The 20,497-nt window shown below is 41.0% G+C and carries 20 protein-coding genes; 15 read left to right on the top strand and 5 right to left on the bottom strand.

Annotation, left to right across the window (positions count from 1 at the left end; genetic code table 11):
• Positions 1 to 15: 15 nt before the first annotated feature.
• Entirely contained in the window at positions 16 to 1,746 is a 1,731-nt protein-coding gene (locus ACIQ0C_RS17560; protein WP_403062259.1) for a phospho-sugar mutase, read from the top strand.
• Positions 1,747 to 1,943: 197 nt separating this feature from the next.
• Positions 1,944 to 2,471 carry an NADPH-dependent FMN reductase gene (locus ACIQ0C_RS17555; protein WP_403062256.1) on the top strand — a complete coding sequence of 176 codons (528 nt, stop codon included), beginning with the start codon at positions 1,944 to 1,946 and terminating at the stop codon, positions 2,469 to 2,471.
• Positions 2,472 to 2,601: 130 nt separating this feature from the next.
• On the opposite strand, the gene ACIQ0C_RS17550 is transcribed toward ACIQ0C_RS17555, so the two are convergent.
• Complete coding sequence (locus tag ACIQ0C_RS17550) at positions 2,602 to 2,844, bottom strand: YhdB family protein (protein WP_403062253.1); 243 nt, start codon at positions 2,842 to 2,844, stop codon at positions 2,602 to 2,604.
• A gap of 132 nt (positions 2,845 to 2,976) precedes the next feature.
• Here ACIQ0C_RS17550 and ACIQ0C_RS17545 point away from each other — a divergent pair, with 132 nt between their 5' ends.
• The 12 genes from ACIQ0C_RS17545 (at position 2,977) to arsC (ending at position 15,046) form a co-directional block, all read left to right on the top strand.
• On the top strand, positions 2,977 to 3,945 hold the full coding sequence (locus ACIQ0C_RS17545) for a M14 family zinc carboxypeptidase (RefSeq protein WP_403062250.1): 969 nt from the start codon (positions 2,977 to 2,979) through the stop codon (positions 3,943 to 3,945).
• A gap of 49 nt (positions 3,946 to 3,994) precedes the next feature.
• Positions 3,995 to 4,315 carry a DUF3889 domain-containing protein gene (locus tag ACIQ0C_RS17540; protein ID WP_053533939.1) on the top strand — a complete coding sequence of 107 codons (321 nt, stop codon included), beginning with the start codon at positions 3,995 to 3,997 and terminating at the stop codon, positions 4,313 to 4,315.
• A 242-nt stretch (positions 4,316 to 4,557) separates the two neighbouring features.
• Positions 4,558 to 5,439 carry a radical SAM/SPASM domain-containing protein gene (locus ACIQ0C_RS17535; RefSeq protein ID WP_241593573.1) on the top strand — a complete coding sequence of 294 codons (882 nt, stop codon included), beginning with the start codon at positions 4,558 to 4,560 and terminating at the stop codon, positions 5,437 to 5,439.
• 511 nt (positions 5,440 to 5,950) lie between these two features.
• The gene (locus ACIQ0C_RS17530) at positions 5,951 to 6,793 is read left to right on the top strand and encodes a MurR/RpiR family transcriptional regulator (protein ID WP_402836889.1); all 843 of its coding nucleotides are present in this window, start codon (positions 5,951 to 5,953) and stop codon (positions 6,791 to 6,793) included.
• A gap of 63 nt (positions 6,794 to 6,856) precedes the next feature.
• Positions 6,857 to 8,011, top strand: coding sequence for a M20 peptidase aminoacylase family protein (locus ACIQ0C_RS17525; RefSeq protein ID WP_402836887.1), 1,155 nt, complete (start codon positions 6,857 to 6,859; stop codon positions 8,009 to 8,011).
• On the top strand, positions 8,004 to 8,798 hold the full coding sequence (locus ACIQ0C_RS17520) for a GNAT family N-acetyltransferase (protein ID WP_402836885.1): 795 nt from the start codon (positions 8,004 to 8,006) through the stop codon (positions 8,796 to 8,798). Before ACIQ0C_RS17525 ends, ACIQ0C_RS17520 begins: the two co-directional genes overlap by 8 nt.
• A 13-nt stretch (positions 8,799 to 8,811) precedes the next feature.
• Positions 8,812 to 9,924: an o-succinylbenzoate synthase gene (gene menC, locus ACIQ0C_RS17515; protein WP_403062247.1), complete on the top strand. Its 1,113-nt coding sequence runs from the start codon at positions 8,812 to 8,814 to the stop codon at positions 9,922 to 9,924.
• Positions 9,925 to 10,076: 152 nt separating this feature from the next.
• On the top strand, positions 10,077 to 11,156 hold the full coding sequence (locus ACIQ0C_RS17510; RefSeq protein ID WP_403062244.1) for a YkvI family membrane protein: 1,080 nt from the start codon (positions 10,077 to 10,079) through the stop codon (positions 11,154 to 11,156).
• Between the two features lie 163 nt (positions 11,157 to 11,319).
• A complete protein-coding gene (locus ACIQ0C_RS17505; RefSeq protein ID WP_403062241.1) occupies positions 11,320 to 12,735 on the top strand; it encodes a SpoVR family protein in 1,416 nt (471 codons plus the stop codon).
• Positions 12,736 to 12,935: 200 nt separating this feature from the next.
• On the top strand, positions 12,936 to 13,277 hold the full coding sequence (locus ACIQ0C_RS17500) for an ArsR/SmtB family transcription factor (protein ID WP_402836878.1): 342 nt from the start codon (positions 12,936 to 12,938) through the stop codon (positions 13,275 to 13,277).
• An 18-nt stretch (positions 13,278 to 13,295) separates the two neighbouring features.
• On the top strand, positions 13,296 to 14,594 hold the full coding sequence (locus ACIQ0C_RS17495) for an arsenic transporter (protein ID WP_402836876.1): 1,299 nt from the start codon (positions 13,296 to 13,298) through the stop codon (positions 14,592 to 14,594).
• A gap of 32 nt (positions 14,595 to 14,626) precedes the next feature.
• On the top strand, positions 14,627 to 15,046 hold the full coding sequence (gene arsC, locus ACIQ0C_RS17490) for an arsenate reductase (thioredoxin) (RefSeq protein WP_403062238.1): 420 nt from the start codon (positions 14,627 to 14,629) through the stop codon (positions 15,044 to 15,046).
• Between the two features lie 84 nt (positions 15,047 to 15,130).
• Here the strand turns inward: arsC and ACIQ0C_RS17485 are convergent, their stop codons facing one another.
• Positions 15,131 to 15,907: a SurA N-terminal domain-containing protein gene (locus ACIQ0C_RS17485; protein ID WP_403062235.1), complete on the bottom strand. Its 777-nt coding sequence runs from the start codon at positions 15,905 to 15,907 to the stop codon at positions 15,131 to 15,133.
• 439 nt (positions 15,908 to 16,346) lie between these two features.
• Between ACIQ0C_RS17485 and ACIQ0C_RS17480 the strand changes: the two genes are divergently transcribed.
• Positions 16,347 to 17,390, top strand: a complete 1,044-nt coding sequence (locus tag ACIQ0C_RS17480; protein WP_403062232.1) for an HD domain-containing phosphohydrolase — start codon at positions 16,347 to 16,349, stop codon at positions 17,388 to 17,390.
• Positions 17,391 to 17,526: 136 nt separating this feature from the next.
• On the opposite strand, the gene ACIQ0C_RS17475 is transcribed toward ACIQ0C_RS17480, so the two are convergent.
• From ACIQ0C_RS17475 to ACIQ0C_RS17465, 3 genes are read right to left on the bottom strand one after another with little or no spacing between them, the layout of a single operon-like run.
• Positions 17,527 to 18,081 (bottom strand): TVP38/TMEM64 family protein, encoded by a 555-nt coding sequence (locus tag ACIQ0C_RS17475; RefSeq protein ID WP_403062229.1) that lies wholly within the window; start codon positions 18,079 to 18,081, stop codon positions 17,527 to 17,529.
• A gap of 1 nt (position 18,082) precedes the next feature.
• A complete protein-coding gene (locus ACIQ0C_RS17470) occupies positions 18,083 to 18,760 on the bottom strand; it encodes a response regulator transcription factor (protein WP_403062226.1) in 678 nt (225 codons plus the stop codon).
• Complete coding sequence (locus tag ACIQ0C_RS17465) at positions 18,738 to 20,063, bottom strand: sensor histidine kinase (RefSeq protein WP_402836863.1); 1,326 nt, start codon at positions 20,061 to 20,063, stop codon at positions 18,738 to 18,740. The genes ACIQ0C_RS17470 and ACIQ0C_RS17465 overlap by 23 nt, the downstream gene beginning before the upstream one ends.
• Between the last annotated feature and the right edge of the window lie 434 nt (positions 20,064 to 20,497).

Below are 20,497 nucleotides of genomic sequence, written 5' to 3'. Positions count from 1 at the left end.
GAGGAGATGTTGGAGATGGACTGGAAATCTTTATACACCACTTGGGCAGGGTACCAGAATTTAAATGGGGAATTACGTGTCCTCCTTGAGGAAATGCAGCACGATGAAGCACAACTCGAAGATGCCTTTTATAAAAATTTAGAATTTGGAACAGGCGGAATGCGTGGGGAAATCGGAGCGGGAACGAACCGGATGAATCTTTATACTGTAAGGAAGGCAACGGTTGGGTTGGCTCAATATATCTCTTCGTTTGGGGAAGAAGCAAAAGGAAGAGGGGCTGTGATCGCTTATGATTCGAGACATAAGTCCCCGGAATTTGCACTCGAAGCAGCTAAGACCTTGGCTACATTTGGGGTGAAGGCTTATTTATTCGATGAATTGCGTCCAACTCCAGAATTGTCATTTGCGGTTCGCGAGCTGAATGCCTATGCTGGAATCGTCATCACGGCGAGCCACAATCCGCCTGAATATAATGGTTACAAGGTTTATGGGTCAGATGGGGCACAATTGCCACCGGAAGCAGCGGATCAAGTGATCAGCTACGTGAATGCCATTGAAAGTGAGCTTGAAATTCAGGTTGAAGAAGCTGAAGTCCTTAAAGGGCAGGGCCTTATCGAAATGATTGGGGAGGAATTGGATGCCGCATATAATCGTGAGCTGCTAACAGTTCCCGAGAATCCGCAGCTTGCCGAGGAAATAGATGTGTCAATCGTCTTTACGCCGCTTCATGGAACGGCAAATAAATCCGTCAGGCGGGCACTGCAAAGCTTAGGGTACCAAAATTTGCATATCGTTAAGGAGCAGGAATTGCCGGATCCTGATTTTTCGACGGTCAAATCTCCAAATCCAGAGGAACCAGCTGCATTTGAAATGGCCATCGAGCTTGGAAACAAGGTGGAAGCGGACTTATTGATTGCAACGGACCCAGATGCAGATCGGCTTGGAATTGCCGTTAAAAACGAGATGGGTCAATATGTTGTCCTGACTGGAAATCAAACAGGTGCTCTTTTCCTGGACTACTTGCTGTCCCAGAAAAAAGAGAAAGGGATGATTCCTCAAAATGGTGTCGTCTTAAAAACAATCGTCACATCAGAAATCGGGCGGACGATTGCCAAGTCATATGGCTTGAAGACGGTTGATGTACTAACAGGGTTTAAGTTCATCGCCGAGAAAATAAATCAGTATCATGAAAGCGGAGAAAATAGCTTTTTGTTCGGATATGAAGAAAGCTACGGATATCTGATTAAAGACTTTGCACGAGATAAGGATGCCATTCAAGCGGCAGTGCTGGCTGTCGAGGTCTGTGCCCATTATAAAAAGCAGGGATTGACACTATATGAAGGGTTGCTGAATGTGTTTGAAAAATACGGCTTTTACTTGGAAGGATTGCGTTCATTGACTTTAAAGGGCATTGAGGGAGCAAAACAGATTCAAGGAATATTGAATCAATTCCGTCAAAATCCTCCTTCCCGAATAGCCGGCATTCCGGTAGTCGCTGAAGAAGATTATCAAAGCGGCAAAAAGCGTACATTACTTTCAAATGGTGAAGAATTGATCGAGCTTCCGAAATCAAATGTATTGAAGTATTTCCTTGAGGATGGTACATGGGTTTGCCTCCGTCCTTCAGGCACTGAACCCAAAATCAAATTCTATTTCGGCGTTCAAGGTAAATCAATGCCGGAAGCTGAGTCCAAGTTATCGGGAGTCATGGAAGATTTCATGAGCAAAATCGAAGCGTTGGTTTAAATGTATGAAAGCTAAACGAAAGACTTCTTCGGTCTTTCGTTTTTTTATGATGGCAAATTTTCAGTTGCATGAAAAATCAAAATTCTAGGAAATTCCTTTTCGGTTTTGGTATACTGTATTGGCGAGTGATCTCGGAAAACATCGGTTAATTGAATTTAGAGTGAGCAGCAATATAGGAATAATGGAGGTATATATTCATGAAATTAGTAATCATTAATGGTTCACCACGTAAACAAGGGCGTACGGGGATTGCCTCACGCTACATATCCAAGAAATATGGAGCGGAACTTATTGATTTAAGCAATAGCGAAATCCCTTTATATTCAGGTGAAGGTGAGCAATATCAATTGGAAGTGATTCAAGGTCTTCGGAAAAGCATCGAGGAAGCTGATGGCGTCATTCTGACCACTCCGGAATATCATGGTTCCATGAGCGGAGCCTTGAAAAATGCCTTGGATTTTCTAAGCAGTGAACAATTCACGCATAAACCAGTTGCTCTATTGGCTGTCTCCGGCGGAGGAAAAGGCGGGATCAATGCCTTGAATTCCATGAGGACAGTGGGTCGAAGCCTTTATGCAAATGTGATTGCCAAACAATTGGTTCTGGATCCGCATTGCTTCGATTACGAAAAGGATGGTTTATTTGAAGAGTCTGCGGTACTTGTAGAAGGAATGATTGAAGAGCTTAAAATGTATGCAACTGCATATGCTACAATAAAAAAATGATGAAATGAGGGTCAGGTATTAAATACCTGACCCTTCCTTGTTTTTATAGGGTTTCACCAGCCAAAGTTATATCCCCGATAAACAATCCCCTTGTATAAATTTTCCCGTTTTGCAAAAACTATAATTGATTTTAACTTGGAAGTTCACTTAAATAATCACTTGTTTTTTCTGCCGCATGATCCAGATAACGAAGCAGTGCATACAGCTGGGATTGAACGACTTGATAATCATGCTCAAATCTGTAAGCGTGCAAAAAATGTTCTATTTTTTTCGAAAGAAAATGATCTTTCGTTCGAACCATCAATACTAACAAGCTGTCCCAATCAGAACGGTGTGTGTGAAACAATGCCTGATCATAATCCGCAATCCTCATGTTCTTCTCCCCCTTAATAAGGAGCTATTTGTATTTTGTTCAGATATGACAGAACATTTCCTTACAATAAGTGGTGATGTATTGGAACCGCGGTTGTTGCTTTTTACCTGAATAAAAATAAAAGGTGAGTACATGAGAAAAATAATGGTAATTGGAATATTGTTGTTTCTTTTTTTCCCTGAACCATCGCTGGCGGCAGAAGTGTATTCCCCTGAACAGATGGAAATGGATCTGCATGAAATCGAAAAGCAGTATAAATTGGATGTTGAAATAATCGGGCAAACTGAAAAAGGGAAAAAAATAAAGGCAGTCAAGTTAGGAAAAGGAAAAAGGTCGATTTTGCTGGTGGGATCACATCATGGACGGGAATGGTTAAGCTCCATACTTTTAGTGCGCATGCTTGAAGAGTATGCAGCCGCCTATCGAGCGGGCAAGCCTGTTGGAGAATATCCGTCGGAATCATTGGATGAAGTGAGCATCTGGTTCATCCCGATGTTGAATCCAGATGGGGTGAGCATCCAGCAAGGAGATTTATCCAACTTAAATGTTCTTGAAAAGGCTGCAGTATGGAAAATGAACCGATATAGCAGGAATTGGTCACGGTGGAAAGCCAACGCTAAAGGCATTGATTTAAATAGGCAATACCCGGCTGGATGGAAAGAAGTCATGAGTCATGAAACAAAACCAACGTATCAATTTTATAAAGGCGGACAACCACTGGAAGCAGCTGAAGTAAAAGCGCTTACGGATTTCACGAAGGAGATCGATCCGCTTATTGCTGTTTCCTATCATACTTCAGGAAGGGAAATCTTTTGGCATTACAAAAATAAACGGAAAAATATGGCAAGGGATTATGGGATTGCCAAAAAGACTGCCGAATTGACTGGGTATGAACTGACCTTCCCGGAAAAAGAAGCGGTAGGAAGCGGGTTTACTGATTGGTTCATAACTGAATTCCGCCGCCCGGGAATGACGATTGAACTTAGTTATTTAGTGGATGAAACCAATCCGCCGTTGACTGTGTTTCCTGAGGAATGGAAGAGGAATCGATTAGTTGGAATCATGCTTGTAAAAGAAGCGAAGCAGCTGCATAACAACTGAACATTTTTACATAATAATACTAAGCGGAAAGTATTGAGGAGGAAAGATTTTGAAAAAAGTCATCGTTATGCTAATGGGGATTTTTTTAATCATACAAGCAGGGTCCATTTCAGCACAGGCCCAAAAACCCGATTACGAAAAATACGGAAAGATTGCTATTACAGTAGTGCAGGCAGATTATCCTGAAGTTGAGATTACCGACTACGAATATAAGGGCAGAAAAACTGTGGCGAAAAATCTCGTCGAAGACGATTTCAGATTTTTGGTCGAGGATAAAGGTCAGGAGTTCAATGTCATCGTGACCGTACAACATGATTTGAAAAATGAAAAATTACTTAGTTTGAAGGTCACGGAGCAAAAAGGAAAGTGAGATCGGGACAAACGGAAATTCCAGGTATGCATCTTACCGAACATCTTCACCTCGAGAAGATGTTTTTTTCTGATTTCTTTTAAAAGGTTGTCCGGAAAATGAGGGATATCGGCATGGGTGTTAAAGGAAAGTGATGCCAATACGGTCAGCTGCCATGAAGTTTTCATTGCATTTATGAGCAGCTAACCAGTATAGTTAGTATCAGATTGAAACAATAAGCTTGATGGTAGGGATATTAGAAAATGAGAAAGTTTAAGAAAGTTTATGTGGAAATTACGAATATATGTAATTTGAAGTGTAATTTTTGCCCAAGTTCCAGCTTGCAAAGAACCCTGAAATTCATGGATCCTGAAGGGTTTACGGATGTTATCAAGAAAATCAAACCACACACCGATCATATTTATTTTCATTTGATGGGTGAACCGTTTTTAAATAAAAATTTGGGTACATTCCTGGATATCAGTGCTGAAAATGACTTGAAGGTTAATATTACAACGAACGGTACTTTGATTCAAAAGGTCAAAGACAAGCTGCTCTCCAAAAAAGCCCTTCGGCAGGTGAATATTTCACTTCATAGCTTTGAGGCAAACGATACAAGCAATAGTCTTGACTCTTATGTCAGTAATATTGCCGATTTCATAAATGAAGCAAACGAAAAAAGTGAAGTGATTTGTGCCATTCGTTTATGGAATATGGATACGGCTGAATTAAAAGCGAGTAATGGCCTGAACGATGATATTCTGAGCATGCTGGAGGAGAAGCTTTCATTGGACATTCGCTTAAGTGAAGCTCTTCAGCAAAAGAATAATATTAAGTTGAGGGACCGGGTTTATATAAACATGGCCGAAAAATTCGAGTGGCCGGAATTGGACCGTGACATTATCGATGAAAATATTTTCTGCTATGCTCTTAGAGATCAGCTAGGTATCTTGGTGGATGGTACAGTCGTACCTTGTTGCTTGGATAGTGAAGGGAAAATACCGCTTGGAAATATATTCGAAACATCACTTGAAGACATTTTAAATGGTGAACGGGCTAAAAATATGTATGATGGTTTCTCAAGAAGATGTGCAGTTGAAGAACTATGTAAACGGTGTGGCTACGCAAAGCGTCATAAAAAATAGATGAAGGAAAATTACGGAGTTCAACTTCGTGGTTTCAGACTGTAGACAAACTCGATGAAAACTCAGTTTGCCTGCAGTTTTTTTATTTGAAAAGTTCGATTTATTTCAGAGATCTGCTTCCTTTCTTTGATAGACGTTGATTTCCTCTCCAGGCACTCGCTTTCCGCGGGCGGTCCGCCCTCGGCGTCTTTGCGCCTGTAGGGTCTCCCTTGGACGCGCTTTTCCCGCAGGAGTCTCGCAAATCTCTTCAATCCAATGGGATTACAGTAAAAAAACTATCCTCTCTATTCGTACTCCGAACTCCATTTGTCGCCAAACTGAAACCACCGGGTCCATCTCTTGTTTTTTGTGCTTGAGGACATTGCCGCCACCCTTTATTATTAAAAATTCAGAATATTATTGTTTTATTAAAAGTCCCGTGATAAAATACTCTCTATTATTGATGAAGTTATAACTTCATATTGTCATATAAAAAGTTTTGGATTCATATCTTGCTTTAGAGGGGATGTTTATGGATTTACAGCAAAAAGTTAAAGAAGTATTCCCTGGTTTATCAACTGGTCAAAAAAAGGTAGCAAAATATTTGTTAGTGCATTCACATACATTTGCAGTCACTTCAGCTCAAAAGCTTGGAAAAGATATAGGGGTAAGCGAAACGACAATCATCCGCTTTTGCTATTCATTGGGGTTAAGTGGATATGCAGAGCTTCAAAAACTTATTCGCAATCAGTTGATATACGAGAGCAGCAGTTTGAATGAATATCATTCTTCAAAACTTGAAGCCGCGAATCAGCCAAACTTCATGGCTCAAGTGATGGGGCAGGATATCATCAGCATCGAAAAGACAATGAAAAATTTATCAAATGAAAGTTTCTCCAAAACAGTTGATAAATTGGCGGCAGCTGACAATATTTTGATATCCGGACATCGGTTATCATTTTCGGCAGCACATTGGTTAACCTTTACGCTTAGGCTTGTTAGGGAAGAGGTTCATTTATATAAGCCTGATACAGATGATATTTTTTTACTGTTGAGTAAAATGACTGAAAATTCCGTTTTTGTAGCCATTTCATTTCACCGCTATGTTAAAGAAACTGTGAAAATAACGGAGATGGCAAAAAAGGCGGGGGCATTTGTAATTGGTGTTACGGATTCCGAACTGGCTCCAATTGCTGAATACACTGACATTTTATTGCCAATTTCAACGCCAAGGACTTCCACTATCGATACGGCACCAGTGTTATTTTCATTATTGAATAGTTTAGTAGCTGGTGTATCGATTAAAGATGAACAAGGTTTCAAAGAAAGAAAAGCTATATATGATGCGTTCAATCAAGACGATTACTTCTTTTGAGATGAAAATTCCATCAGTTTGGTGAACATGCCGATTAAACCGGGATATAAGGAGGAGACAGAAATGGATATCACACAATCTATCGAAAAATTAAGGCCGCGTATACTCGATATTTTTGACCATTTACACGCAAATCCTGAAACGAGTTGGAATGAGGTGAATACGACAGCTTTCATTTCAAATATTTTAACGGAGAATCAGTGTACAGTGAAAACGTTCGAGGACTGTACAGGTGTGGTTGGGGAAATCGGGGATGGGGATTTCACGGTCGGGTTACGATCGGATATCGATGCACTTTGGCAGGAGGTGCATGGGACGTTTCAAGCCAATCACTCCTGTGGACATGATGGTCATATGACCTTGGCACTTGGGGTATTCCTGGCATTGAAGGAAATGGACTTTCGTCCAAGAGGCAAGCTGAAATTCATTTTTCAACCTGCTGAAGAAAAAGGTACGGGCGCCTTGAAGATGATTGAAGAAAAAGTATTGGATGATGTCGATTTCCTTTATGGAGTGCACTTAAGACCGGTTGAGGAAGTGAAGGATGGGCAAGCGGCGCCAGCCATTGTCCATGGAGCCGCCCAGTTCATTAAAGGTGAAATAGCGGGAACTGATGCACATGGAGCAAGACCGCATCAAGGTCAAAATGCCATCGAGATAGGGGCGGCATTCATCACTTTGTTAAATGGTATCCATCTCAATCCATCCATCCCTTATTCCGTAAAAATGACGCAGTTTTTTGCTGGCGGCGAAAGTTCCAATATCATCCCGGGGAGAGCCACTTTTTCATTGGATTTACGGGCACAGGATAATGCAGTGATGGAAGAGCTCACCAAAAAGGTGGAAAAGGTTGCAGAATCTTTGGCCATAGTCCACGGAGTCGAAGTGAAACTCGAACCGGGAACCACGGTTGCTGCAGCAACCGTGAACGATCAAGCCCAGGAAATAATGTCTGAAGCGATAGCCGAGACACTCGGGGAAGAAAATTTGGTAGCGCCTGTCATTACAACAGGAGGAGAGGATTTTCATTTTTATACGTTGAAAAGACCTGAACTTAAAGCGACGATGCTTGGATTGGGCTGTGATTTAGCACCAGGGCTCCATCATCCGGACATGACATTCAACAAAGAAGCTTTGTTATCGGGAATTGAAATCCTGGCCAAAGCCATCATACTCACTTTCGAGAAGTATGGAGAGGAGGGACAATTACATGACTGATGAATTCATCATTAAATCTCTCTCAACACTAGAGGAATTACAAGAAGTGCAGCGACTGGAAGTCCTTGTATGGGGCATGGATTGCGTTCCCATCCATCAGACGATTACTGCAGTCAAAAACGGCGGGCTTGTTTTAGGCGGCTACATCAATGGCCGGTTAGTCGGGTTTCAATACAGTTTCCCGGGATTCAAGGACGGAAGGGTATATCTTTGTTCACATATGTTAGCCATCCATCCGGCCCATCAAAAGAAGGGCTACGGCAGATTACTTAAGCTTGCGCAAAAAGAAGAAGCACTCAAAAAAGGCTACGACTTGATAACTTGGACGTATGATCCATTGGAAAGTGTGAATGCAAACTTGAATATCGGTAAGCTAAAAGCTATTTGCTCTACATATATGGAAGATTGTTATGGGAATATGAATGATACCCTCAATGAAGGATTGTCCACTGATCGATTCATGGTGGAATGGAATATACGGCAGGAAGCAAAGGAAGAGACTCCGCTTCGAAATAAAGCCATACACATCGTAACGACAGGAATGACTGACCAAGGCTTTCCTTACATCAAGGATTATCATTTCGAAACCAATGCCGAGGTGATCGCCATACCCATTCCGACGGATATTCAAAAAATCAAAAAAGCTGATCTCCGCCTTGCGATTGATTGGCGGTTAAAAACCGGTGAATTATTCAAAGCTCTTTTTGCCAAAGGATATGTTGCAGCCGGGATCGAACGGGAACAAGGTGAAAACATTCAAAACTATTTATTAAAAAAACAAGAATAAGAGGGGAATCGGGATGAAAATAACGGAAGTGCGTTTACGTCATTTAAATATGGATTTGGTAGCTCCCTTTACAACTAGCTTTGGAACGTTTGTGGATAAGGAGTTCATTCTTGTGGAAGTGAAAAATGGAGAGGGGCTTTCAGGCTGGGCTGAATCTGTGGCATTTTCAGCACCTTGGTATAACGAAGAAACCATAAAAACCAATTGGACCATGCTGGAGGATTTCCTGATTCCGCTTGTATTGGATAAAGAAATAGAGCATCCTCGTGATGTATCGGATATGTTCTCGCATATTCGTAAAAATAATATGGCAAAATCGGCAATCGAGGGAGCCATCTGGGATTTATACGCAAAAGAAAAGAATATACCATTAAGTATGGCTTTAGGCGGGGAACTGGAAAAGATCGATGTTGGGATCAGTATCGGCATCCAAAAAACGGTGCCTGAATTACTGGCGAAGATAGAAGCTGGGTTGAAGGATGGGTATAAAAGAATCAAAATGAAAATTCAACCAGGTTGGGATGTAGATGTAATCAGGGAAGTGCGAAATAGATATCCCGATATCCCGATCATGGCAGATGCAAACTCCGCTTACCGTCTGAAAGACATCGAATTACTGAAACAACTTGATCAATTTGATTTAATGATGATCGAGCAGCCATTGTCATCGGATGATATTGTCGATCATGCTACATTACAAGCGGAAATCAAAACACCGATTTGCTTGGATGAAAGTGTACATTCCGTCGAAGATGCAAGAAAAGCCCTTGAGTTGGGAAGCTGTAAAATCATTAATATTAAGATTGGCAGGGTTGGCGGTTTAACGGAAGCAATGAAAATACATGAATTATGTAAAGAAAGGAATGTACCGGTTTGGTGCGGAGGCATGTTGGAATCTGGTGTGGGGCGTGCCCATAATATCGCATTGACAACACTTGATAACTTCACGATGCCTGGTGATACGGCAGCATCAGCGAATTATTGGCATCAAGACATCATCCAACCAGAGGTTACAGTGAATGATGGGGTCATAACCGTTCCAAAAGCAGCAGGTATTGGCTATGAAGTCGATTACGCTGCGGTCGATGAATTCACTTCTTATAGTAAAAGATATACAAATAAATAAGAGTTGGAATAAAAGAACCTCCCAACTTCATGGGCATCGGCCAGTTAACTTGAAGCTGGGAGGCTATTAAGGAACAGGATAATGATGAAAGGGAAGGTATTTCTTTTAAACTAAATTATCAGAATAATCATACAATTAGGGTGGTATTTAATATGAAAAACAGTATAAATCTTGCAGGAGCATATATTGGAATCATCATTGGAGCAGGTTTCGCTTCAGGACAAGAAGTGTTACAGTTCTTCACGAGTTTTGGAATCTACAGTGTATTGGGAATTGTTGTTGCTACAGCTTTTTTCGCGTTTTTGGGCATGCAAGTTACCCAGTTGGGGAGCACTCTCCAAACACGTTCCCATAAAAGCATCATCGATCATATTTGCGGCCGCTTTATAGGCAGGTTGGTCGATATAATCATCACATTTTTCTTATTTGGCGTTACAGTCATCATGATTGCCGGTTCCGGAACGATTTTTGAGGAACAATTCGGGATTCCAAGCATGGTCGGTGCAATCGTCATGACGGTGCTTACGATTGGTACGCTTTTACTTAATGTTAATAAAATAATGTCCATCATTAGTGCCGTCACACCGTTTTTATTCGTTATCATGATCATTATTTCAGGTTATTCATTTTTTACATCCGATCTAAGTTTCAATCAAATCATTTCATCTTCAAGTGAAGGAGCGGCTGCAACCGGAAATTGGTTGATGGGTTCATTACTTTATGTTTCATATAATATGACTGCCGGAATTGCCATGCTGGCCGTAATGGGCGGGACCTTCAAGAATAAGAAACAGGCTGGTATGGGAGGCATTCTGGGAGGTATCGGATTGGGGATCTTGTTATTCTTGATCAATTTGGGGATGATGTCCGACTTGAAGGGCATAGAAGGCTCAGGTATGCCTACCCTTCATTTAGCGAACCAGATTTCTCCATGGTTGGGATATATCCTATCAATCATCCTTTTAGGAATGATTTATAATACCGCTGTCGGGATGCTGTATGCATTCACCGCCAGGTTGGTGCTTGCCGAAACGAAACGCTTTAAATTATCCGTGATCATGATTGGGATCCTTGCTTTCCTTGCAAGTTTCGTTGGCTTTATTAAATTGGTTGGGACGGTATACCCAATCACAGGATACTTAGGTTTTGTCATCATTGCAGCGCTAATCATTTCCTGGATCCGTTCAAAAACGAAAAAAGAGGCAGTGAATCCGGAATTAGCGAAATTTTAATATCAAAGGGATTGAGTGCAGAACTGCATGAAACATTTGGCCTGACATCTTCTTCATGGAGGTGTTTTTTTTCTGTTAGCGAGGACCTTTACTCATGATCACGGCATTTTTCCTCCTTTTTTTCATACATTAGTTTAAAGGCGGAAGACAAGGGGGATATCGGATGAATGAAGCGGAGCAAAAGGCTCTGGAATATGCCATTAGTGAAATTACAGAAATAGCAACGGGGTTCGGGTTGGATTTTTACCCGATGCGCTATGAAATTTGCCCTTCAGAAATCATTTATACATTTGGTGCCTATGGGATGCCGACCCGTTTTTCTCATTGGAGCTTTGGAAAGCAATTTCATAAAATGAAGCTGCAGTACGACTTTGGATTAAGTAAAATCTATGAACTGGTCATTAACTCTGATCCTTGTTACGCTTTTCTGCTGGACTCCAATTCACTTGTGCAAAATAAATTGATTGTTGCCCACGTTTTGGCGCATTGTGATTTCTTTAAGAATAATATACGTTTCAATAATACCAAGAGAGATATGGTAGAAAGTATGTCGGCAACTGCAGAAAGAATCCGTGAATATGAAATCCTGCATGGCAAAAAGGAAGTGGAAACCTTCCTGGATGCACTTTTAGCCATTGAAGAACATATCGATCCGTCGCTGATGAGACCGAAGCTTGCCTGGACGATGGAAGATGAGGAAGAAGAAGAGGAAATAAAACCGACAGCCACACAATACGATGATTTATGGAACCTTGATAATAAGGATAAACCCAAGCAATCGAACATTAAAAAGAGAAAAAAATTCCCGCCAAGGCCAGAAAAGGATATTATGCTTTTCATAGAACAGTACAGCAGGGATTTAACCGATTGGCAACGGGATATCATGACGATGATCAGGGAAGAGATGCTATATTTCTGGCCGCAGCTGGAAACGAAAATCATGAACGAAGGCTGGGCATCCTACTGGCATCAGCGCATAATCCGTGAATTGGATCTATCCTCAGGGGAAGCCATTGAATTCGCAAAACTGAACGCAGGTGTCGTTCAGCCATCACGGACCAGCATCAATCCATATTATCTTGGATTGAAAGTGATTGAAGATATTGAAGAACGCTATGATAATCCGACCGAAGAAATGATCAGGATGGGCGTCAAGCCCGGATCTGGCCGGGAAAAGATATTCGAAGTAAGGGAAATAGAATCGGATATTTCCTTTCTCCGTAATTATTTGACGAAAGATCTGGTCATGCGGGAGGATATGTATTTATTTCAAAAACAGGGAAAGGATTATAAAATCGTCGATAAGGCATGGGAAAATGTTCGTGATCAACTCGTAAGTATGAGGGTTAACGGCGGTTTCCCCTATATCACGGTGAACGATGGGGACTTCATGCGCAATGGGGAACTTTATCTAAAACATTGGTATGAAGATATTGAACTGGATCTGAAATATCTCGAAAAAGTCATGCCATATATCCATCAGCTCTGGGGCCGCTCCGTTCATATGGAATCAGTCATAGAAGGTAAAGAAGTCCTGTTTTCCTATGATGGAAAAGGCATTCACCGGAAATATTTATAAAGCTGAAAAAAACTGCCGGTCACTCGGCAGTTTTCTTGTTTTTATATGGATGCTTTTTGGAGATGTAGTATTAAATTAGGAGTGGATAAACATTTTATTGAAAATTTAACGCTTGATTAGATAAGAATATGCTTATACAATGATATTGAATAATCGTATAAGCATATTCTTATTTGTTCGAATGTGCTAGGAGGGATGAAATGAATGAGGCGTTGGATTTGGAAACCACGGCAAACATTCTTAAATTACTAGGTGATAAAACCCGTTTGACCATGATTAAGATCATGTCTGAGCATGAATGCTGTGTCTGTGAATTTGTGGACCTATTCGAAATGAGCCAGCCAGCTATCAGCCAGCATTTACGAAAGTTGAAAGATGGCGGGATCGTGAATGAAGCGAGGAGGGGACAATGGGTTTTTTACTCGTTAAACCCGTCTTCTTCCCATTACACATTTATTCAGACGGTCATCAAGGATTTGCCAAGTCAAAACTTTAAATTAGAAAACTTAACAGCACAAGGAAAACGGATTTGTTGTGACTAACTAGGAGGTACTACTTCAGTGGGATCAGTTATTTTGGCAGTTATCATTTTTTTATTAACACTCATTCTCGTCATCTGGCAGCCGAAGGGATTGTCGATCGGATGGTCAGCTTGTGGCGGTGCGGTTTTGGCCTTACTTGTTGGAGTAGTGGATTTTACTGATGTCATAGACGTGACAGCGATAGTCTGGAACGCGACACTCGCCTTCATCGCCATCATCATCATCTCGCTTATTTTGGATGAGATAGGATTTTTTGAATGGGCAGCACTGCATATGGCGAGAGCCGCCAAGGGAAATGGAGTAAGGATGTTTGTCTATGTAAGTATCCTTGGTGCTCTTGTGGCTGCTTTTTTTGCGAATGACGGTGCGGCACTTATCCTTACACCAATTGTATTAGCAATGGTTCGAGCCCTGAAATTTAGTGATAAAATGATTTTCCCGTTTATCATCGCAAGTGGGTTCATTGCTGATACAACCTCACTGCCATTAGTGGTGAGTAATCTTGTAAACATTGTATCCGCAGACTTTTTCAATATCAGTTTTGCCGAGTTTGCTTCAAGAATGATCGTACCGGACATCTTTGCACTTGTAGCAAGCATCTTGGTTTTATATTTGTTTTTCCGAAAAAGCATACCGAAAAATTACGATGTATCACAGCTTAAAAAACCAGCGGAAGCCATTAAAGACCAAAGGATGTTTAGGCTGTCCTGGATCGTATTAGGAATATTGCTGGTTGGTTATTTTGCGAGTGAATTCATTGGGGTTCCTGTATCGATCATTGCAGGCATTGTCGCCATTTTCTTCCTCATGATGGCAAGAAGGAGTCCAGCGATCAACACGAAAACCGTTATTAAAGGCGCACCATGGGCCATCGTCTTTTTCTCAATTGGCATGTATGTAGTGGTTTACAGCCTGAGAAATGTTGGATTGACGAATTTATTAACGGATTTAATCCAAGTTACCGCCGATCAAGGATTATTTGCCGCAACGATTGGAATGGGCTTCATCGCCGCCATTCTGTCATCACTTATGAATAACATGCCAACCGTTATGGTTGATGCCCTTGCCATTTCCGACACCCATACAACGGGAGCAATCAGGGAGGCACTTATTTATGCAAATGTCATCGGTTCGGACTTGGGCCCGAAAATCACACCGATCGGTTCTTTGGCAACGTTATTGTGGCTGCATGTCCTTTCATTAAAAGGCGTGAAAATCTCATGGGGAACTTACTTTAAAACGGGAATCATCTTAACCATCCCAACATTGTTCATCACATTGGTCGGCTTATATATATGGCTGCAAATCATTCATTAAACACTTACTTACAAACAAAGGAGAGAAACAGCATGGCTAAAAAAACACTATACTTCTTATGTACAGGGAACTCTTGCAGGAGCCAAATGGCAGAGGCATGGGGGAAGAAATATTTAGGTGACGAATGGCAAGTGCTTAGTGCGGGAATCGAGGCCCATGGGTTAAATCCAAAAGCTATAAAAGCAATGAATGAAGTTGGATTGGACATCTCCAATCAAACATCGGATATCATCGACCCTGATATATTGAATAATGCCGATTTTGTCGTAACATTATGTGGCGATGCAGCAGACAAATGTCCAATGACGCCACCGCATGTTAAACGTGAACACTGGGGCTTTGATGACCCAGCAAAAGCGGAAGGCACAGATGAAGAAAAATGGGCTACCTTCCAACGTGTTCGTGATGAAATAGAAGAAAGAATTGCACGTTTCTCTAAAACGGGTGAATAAATGAAATTGAAATGCCATGGGTGTTAGCAGGCGGACCAAAGGCCATAAAGAAGAGCTGCCAAAATTCGGCAGCTCTTTTCATCATTAAATCTTAATATCGACCTTGGCATTTTTCTGAAGTTCTTCCACATGCTTCACAAGCTTTTCCTGTTTCTTTTGCAGCTCTAGTTGTTTCTTGATTTGCGGCTTCATTTCTTCCAGTTTCTGTACCTTCTGTCCGCTTGTTTTAGCTTGCTCAGCAACCTGTTCGTAATACTTTTGGATTTCTTCATCAGTTGCTTCTTCCACTTTAATCTCTTTTTCAACATACTTCGTATATGGGATTTTCTCTGCGATCTGGGCATTCAGCATTTCCGAATTCAGGCCTGCTTGCTTCATCGCTTCCTTGAATTTCTCTTCATTCTCATATGGCTTTTTGATTTCGGCAAGTTGCTCTTCAATTTCGGCCTTGGAAGCTGTGTAGCCCTTTTTATCAGCTGCTTGAAGCAGCAATGTTTGCCCCACTATAGAGTTGAGCGTTTGTTCTTTAATTTGTTTGGCGCCCTCCTTGGTTGTCGGGTCTTGTCCGAATTGCTGCATTTGCATTTGTGTGGTGGACAACACGGTATTATATTCCGCACCTGAAATTTTTTCGTCATTGACGATGGCTACCGTTTTCTTTTCATCCACCTTTTGCTTGTCTAGTTTCTTTTGCATTTCTTCCATCTGTTTTTGCTGTTCCTCAGTTGCTTTAGCCGTTTCTTTCTCAGTTGTTTTAGTTTCTTTCTCGTCATTTTTCTTATCAGCTTCATCGTTCGAACCACAAGCCGTCAGAACAACTGCCAATAATCCAATGATGATTGGGTACAATAGTTTCTTCATATTTCAGTCTCCTCTCGTATTCAATGCTAAAAAATCATCTAATGCGCATTATAAAGGAATTTCCTATTAAAACACAATATATTCATTCTTTTTTCCAGAAAACAGGAAGATAGTATAGGCATTATCTCATTATATAAGTGTAACATTCACGGAAATGAACCCATTTACCCTTCGACATGCAAAATTCTTAATGGGAATGCGAAGGCATGATACCTGGTGGGCAGTCAGAAACTTGTAATCAATCTCTTACTCACAAAATGATGCTTAGTAACTATTGTATACGAAAATTGTATGGTATTATATACCTTATCATCCTTATATAGTTCATTTAGCCTATCTAATGAAATGATCAAATCATGAATGGAGTGAGCCGTGACAATGAGAAAAGTGAACTAAGAGATAGTATTGGAATTCCAGAAGATTATTGGAGGTATAGATTTTGAAAGGGAAATCAAGGCTGCCAGGCGAATTGGCAGGGTATTTAAAGTTGGGGGATGCCGTCATCATTACGGATCAAGATCATCGCATACTTGATATTAATGCCTATTATGAACAGACGACAGGATATTCCAGGGGCAGCATCATTGGGTTCAAAGCTGGATTCTTGAAGTCAGGGTTAACACCTTTATGTACATACACATCCTTGAAAAACGAGTTAAGGATGGGGAAACCTTGGTCAGGGGTTTTCACCAATCGAAAAAAATCGGGTGAGATTTGGCATTCCTCGATTACGATTACCCCTATTCATCTGGGGGATCAGTGGTATTTCGTAGGGGTTTTCCGTGAACTGGAACAATTGAAAGAGGGGATCTACCTTTCGGAAAAGAAAAGGGCAGAGACTCAAAGGGAATTGTTAAAGGTGCTCGCCATTTCATGCGAAATCCGTGATCCAGGCATTGAGGCGCATTTATTGAGAGTTCAAAACCTGACCGAGCAGCTTGTTATCGTTCATAATCGAAGATGCCAGCTGGAACTATCTAAAAGCTATATGAATCATATCGTCCATTCAAGTATTCTGCATGATATCGGGAAAGCGGAGATTCCTGAGGGGATTTTATACAAACTTGGCCCCTTATCTCCATATGAACGAAAAATCATCGAGATGCATCCGTTAATGGGATCCGATATTTTGAATAAGATTTCAAGGGAAATAAACAATGATGTGATCAGCAGCCTGGAAGTTGCTGATCACATCATCCTCCATCATCATGAAAAATGGGATGGAACTGGATATCCCGATCGTTTGAAAGGTGAGGAAATCCCATTGGAAGCTCGAATCGTTGCCATTGTGGATGTGTTTGATGCATTGACCAGCAGAAGGCCGTATAAAGATTCCTGGTCAGTGGAGCGGGCATTATCTTTCATAAACGAACAAAAAGGAAAGCATTTCGATCCATCCATCGTGGTGTCTTTCTTTTCCTGTTTTGATGAAAAGGCGGCGCAGAAAAAAGGCTGCGATACCATTCGCAGCACAGGGATATAGTAAACAGCGAACTCGTCGCCTTCTGGATATGGTCGTTAACCCTTTGAGACCAAGGGCTAACGATTCTTTTAAATAAAAGGAGTTTGTAAAATGGTAAATGAATGGCTAGCAATTTACCAAAAAATAGTGAAGGTTTTTACTCCATGCCTTTTTTCTTATTTCTATAAAAGTAATAAACGACTGAGATTACCAGAATCAGCAGTACCAAAACAATTCTTATATCGTCCGATGCCTTCAATACTTGTGTTACCGAATAGGCCTCGATAAGGAGGGCAGGCAGTTTTCCGATGGATGTCGCGAGAAAGAAAATCATCATTCCCGTCCTGCTTAGTGCTGCTGTAAGGTTGATCGCGCCGGATGGTATAAAGGGAAGGAGCCTAAGCATCAGGATCATCCAAAATGCATGAAACCCTTGTGACTTTTGCAGCTTCATGATCCACCGGTTCTTCATGAACTTGGGTTTGAATGTTTTAAAGCCCTTTCGATATAACCAAAAGCTGAACACTGCACCGGCAATTTCTCCTATGTAAGAAAGGATCAATCCCTTTTCAAATCCAAATACGCTGATATTGGCGGCCGTGATGAATACGCTTGGAATAAAACCAAGCACACTGATCAATATATTGAATGCTAAACTTACAGCAATGGAAAAAGGGCCGCTGGATTGTAATGCCTCAGTAATGAAATCCATATCAATCCACAGAACTCCATTTATACCCGATGCCCCAGACCGTTTTCAAATGTTGATCTGCTGGAAAACCGGCATGACGCAATTTCTCTCTAATATTTCGAATATGGGAATCGATTGTCCGATCTTCGGTATCCGTTTTAAATCCCCATATGGTCGAAAGCAGGTGGTCTCTGGAATACACTTGATCTGGGGATTTTAAAAACAAGCACAGCAGTGAGAACTCTTTCGGTGTTAATGGGATTGTTTTGGTATCATAATGTGCTTCATAAGCGGATTCATTTAATTTTAGCCCCCTAAAGATCACAGAATCATCCTGATTATGCACTCGCCGCGTCACAGCTTCGATTCTGGCAAGTAAAACTTCTTCATGAAAGGGTTTCGTAATATAATCGTCTGCGCCCTTTTTCAACCCCTTCACCATTTCTTGTGCACCATCCCGGGCGGTGAGCATGATTATGGGAATGTTGGAAAACGCACGGATCCTTTCGCACGTTTCCCACCCATCCATTTCAGGCATCATTACATCAAGAAGTACTATGTCCGCATGTTCATGCGCTAAGAACTGTAAGGCTTCATGTCCAGATTTCATCTTCATGCATGTATATCCGTGAGGTTTAATGTATAGCTCTAATAGATCAAGCATTCTCTGTTCATCATCAACCAGAACTACTGTCATCATTTGTTATCTCCTTAAATGTGATAGTGAAGCACGTTCCTTGCTCCAAGTTGCTTTTAACCGAAATGGTTCCTCCTTGTACCTCCACTAATTGCTTGACGATGGAGAGCCCCAACCCGAATCCACCGGTATCTCTGGCGCGTGATTTCTCGACACGATATAAACGATCGAAGATATGGGGGATATCTTCAGGGGGAATGCCAACCCCTTGATCGATTATGGAGATGGAAATCCTGCCATTGCATTCAGTGGCTTTGATGGTGGTGACTGTATATTCGTTCGAGTACTTCAGCGCATTATCCAACAGGTTAAGAATGACTTGCTCAAACCGTGAGGGATCTACATCTATAAATAAATCATCCTTGCATTCCAGATTCAATTGAATTCTTTCATTTACAAAAGCCGGTAACACTTTTTCATGTATGTTTTGCAGGAATGAAGAGAGCTGGACTGTTTCCTTTGATATGGTGAATGTATTTACATCCATTCTGGCCATATTGAATAGTTCGTCCAATAATCTGTTTAATCGTTCGGATTCATCATGGATGATCTCTAAGTATCGTGTTCGTTCGGATGCATCCAAATCTTTCCGGCGGGTTATATCAGCGTATCCCTTGATATAAGTTAGCGGCGTCCGCAGTTCATGGGAGATACTTGCCAAAAATTCATTGCGTTCCTTCTTTAAATAGTTCAATTCATTAGCCAAGCTTTGAATGGATTGGGCAAGCTCCCCTAGTTCATCATGAGATCGTACCGGCACAGCCACTGAAAAATTCCCTTTGCTGAGCTTTGTTGTCGCTTCCTTCATCGAAATTAGCGGTCTAGTCAAAGCTTTTGATAGAAAATAGATGGTGATAAGCATGAATATAAGGAGCAATGCAGTCGCAAAAAGGAAATGCCTATTCAATTGTGCGATCAAATCCTCAACATCTCTAGTATCTTTGAACATATAAACATAGCCTTTTTTTTCTTTATTACTGATAAATGGCGTAACGGTGGCTATATATCTTTCATCCTTCCAACTTGATTGGATGACCATACCTTTTCGGGGTACTTGCGGGATGTTTTTTGCCAAGATTTTTTTCATTCCCCCATTAACCTTTGCGGAAGATATCAGATTATCTCCTCTTGTGTCCGTAATCACGACATCTGTATCGGTATGGTATTCCATCAGGCCGATATGCTGAAGGGTAGAGTCGGAATACGTGATTTCCAACACATCACGATGACTGTTGCCACGGGCCTTCAGTGATTCCAATTCTTGATTGATACGGGAATGGATCACTTTATTATGCAGGTAAATCATGGAGATGGTTTCCATCAAAAAAATGCAAACAAATATAGATAGTCCGAGTTTAAAGGATATTTTCAGGAGTATTCACCTTCTTATAGCATAAAGTCAGTTTAGCGAAAAAGTATGAAGAAAGTATGCAGTTTTTTTCAATTTCTTCGCACCTTTTAAACAACGATAATCCGAATGATGACTTGTTGCAAGAGAGACTATATTTTTAATGGGTCAAAACTGTCATTTTTTTCAGCCTTGTATAGGGGAAATGGGGAGGAATACTTCCTCCCAATAAACATGTACTTAGCTTTGCTATGCGGCAACATTAGAAAAATATTATTTTCCAGGAGGGAATCATTTAACATATTTCTTTTGAAAGTTGTTATTAATTATTTATAGCTGCTCTTATTTTAATTTAATCTATAATAAATTGAAACTGCCGGGAAAATAGGCAG

The sequence above is a fragment of the Peribacillus sp. NPDC096448 genome (assembly GCF_044762675.1).
Classification (GTDB): Bacteria; Bacillota; Bacilli; order Bacillales; family DSM-1321; genus Peribacillus; species Peribacillus frigoritolerans_B.
This window is presented reverse-complemented; position numbering and strand designations above follow the sequence as displayed.

Excerpts from the sequence above, each read along its gene's own strand:
- menC (WP_403062247.1), top strand. The coding sequence starts at position 8,812 with ATGAAAATAACGGAAGTGCGTTTACGTCATTTAAATATGGATTTGGTA.
- ACIQ0C_RS17510 (WP_403062244.1), top strand. The coding sequence starts at position 10,077 with ATGAAAAACAGTATAAATCTTGCAGGAGCATATATTGGAATCATCATT.
- ACIQ0C_RS17555 (WP_403062256.1), top strand. The coding sequence starts at position 1,944 with ATGAAATTAGTAATCATTAATGGTTCACCACGTAAACAAGGGCGTACG.
- ACIQ0C_RS17535 (WP_241593573.1), top strand. The coding sequence starts at position 4,558 with ATGAGAAAGTTTAAGAAAGTTTATGTGGAAATTACGAATATATGTAAT.
- arsC (WP_403062238.1), top strand. The coding sequence starts at position 14,627 with ATGGCTAAAAAAACACTATACTTCTTATGTACAGGGAACTCTTGCAGG.
- ACIQ0C_RS17520 (WP_402836885.1), top strand. The coding sequence starts at position 8,004 with ATGACTGATGAATTCATCATTAAATCTCTCTCAACACTAGAGGAATTA.
- ACIQ0C_RS17505 (WP_403062241.1), top strand. The coding sequence starts at position 11,320 with ATGAATGAAGCGGAGCAAAAGGCTCTGGAATATGCCATTAGTGAAATT.
- ACIQ0C_RS17465 (WP_402836863.1), bottom strand. The coding sequence starts at position 20,063 with ATGATTTACCTGCATAATAAAGTGATCCATTCCCGTATCAATCAAGAA.
- ACIQ0C_RS17545 (WP_403062250.1), top strand. The coding sequence starts at position 2,977 with ATGAGAAAAATAATGGTAATTGGAATATTGTTGTTTCTTTTTTTCCCT.
- ACIQ0C_RS17560 (WP_403062259.1), top strand. The coding sequence starts at position 16 with ATGGACTGGAAATCTTTATACACCACTTGGGCAGGGTACCAGAATTTA.
- ACIQ0C_RS17550 (WP_403062253.1), bottom strand. The coding sequence starts at position 2,844 with ATGAGGATTGCGGATTATGATCAGGCATTGTTTCACACACACCGTTCT.
- ACIQ0C_RS17525 (WP_402836887.1), top strand. The coding sequence starts at position 6,857 with ATGGATATCACACAATCTATCGAAAAATTAAGGCCGCGTATACTCGAT.
- ACIQ0C_RS17500 (WP_402836878.1), top strand. The coding sequence starts at position 12,936 with ATGAATGAGGCGTTGGATTTGGAAACCACGGCAAACATTCTTAAATTA.
- ACIQ0C_RS17530 (WP_402836889.1), top strand. The coding sequence starts at position 5,951 with ATGGATTTACAGCAAAAAGTTAAAGAAGTATTCCCTGGTTTATCAACT.
- ACIQ0C_RS17470 (WP_403062226.1), bottom strand. The coding sequence starts at position 18,760 with ATGATGACAGTAGTTCTGGTTGATGATGAACAGAGAATGCTTGATCTA.
- ACIQ0C_RS17485 (WP_403062235.1), bottom strand. The coding sequence starts at position 15,907 with ATGAAGAAACTATTGTACCCAATCATCATTGGATTATTGGCAGTTGTT.
- ACIQ0C_RS17475 (WP_403062229.1), bottom strand. The coding sequence starts at position 18,081 with ATGGATTTCATTACTGAGGCATTACAATCCAGCGGCCCTTTTTCCATT.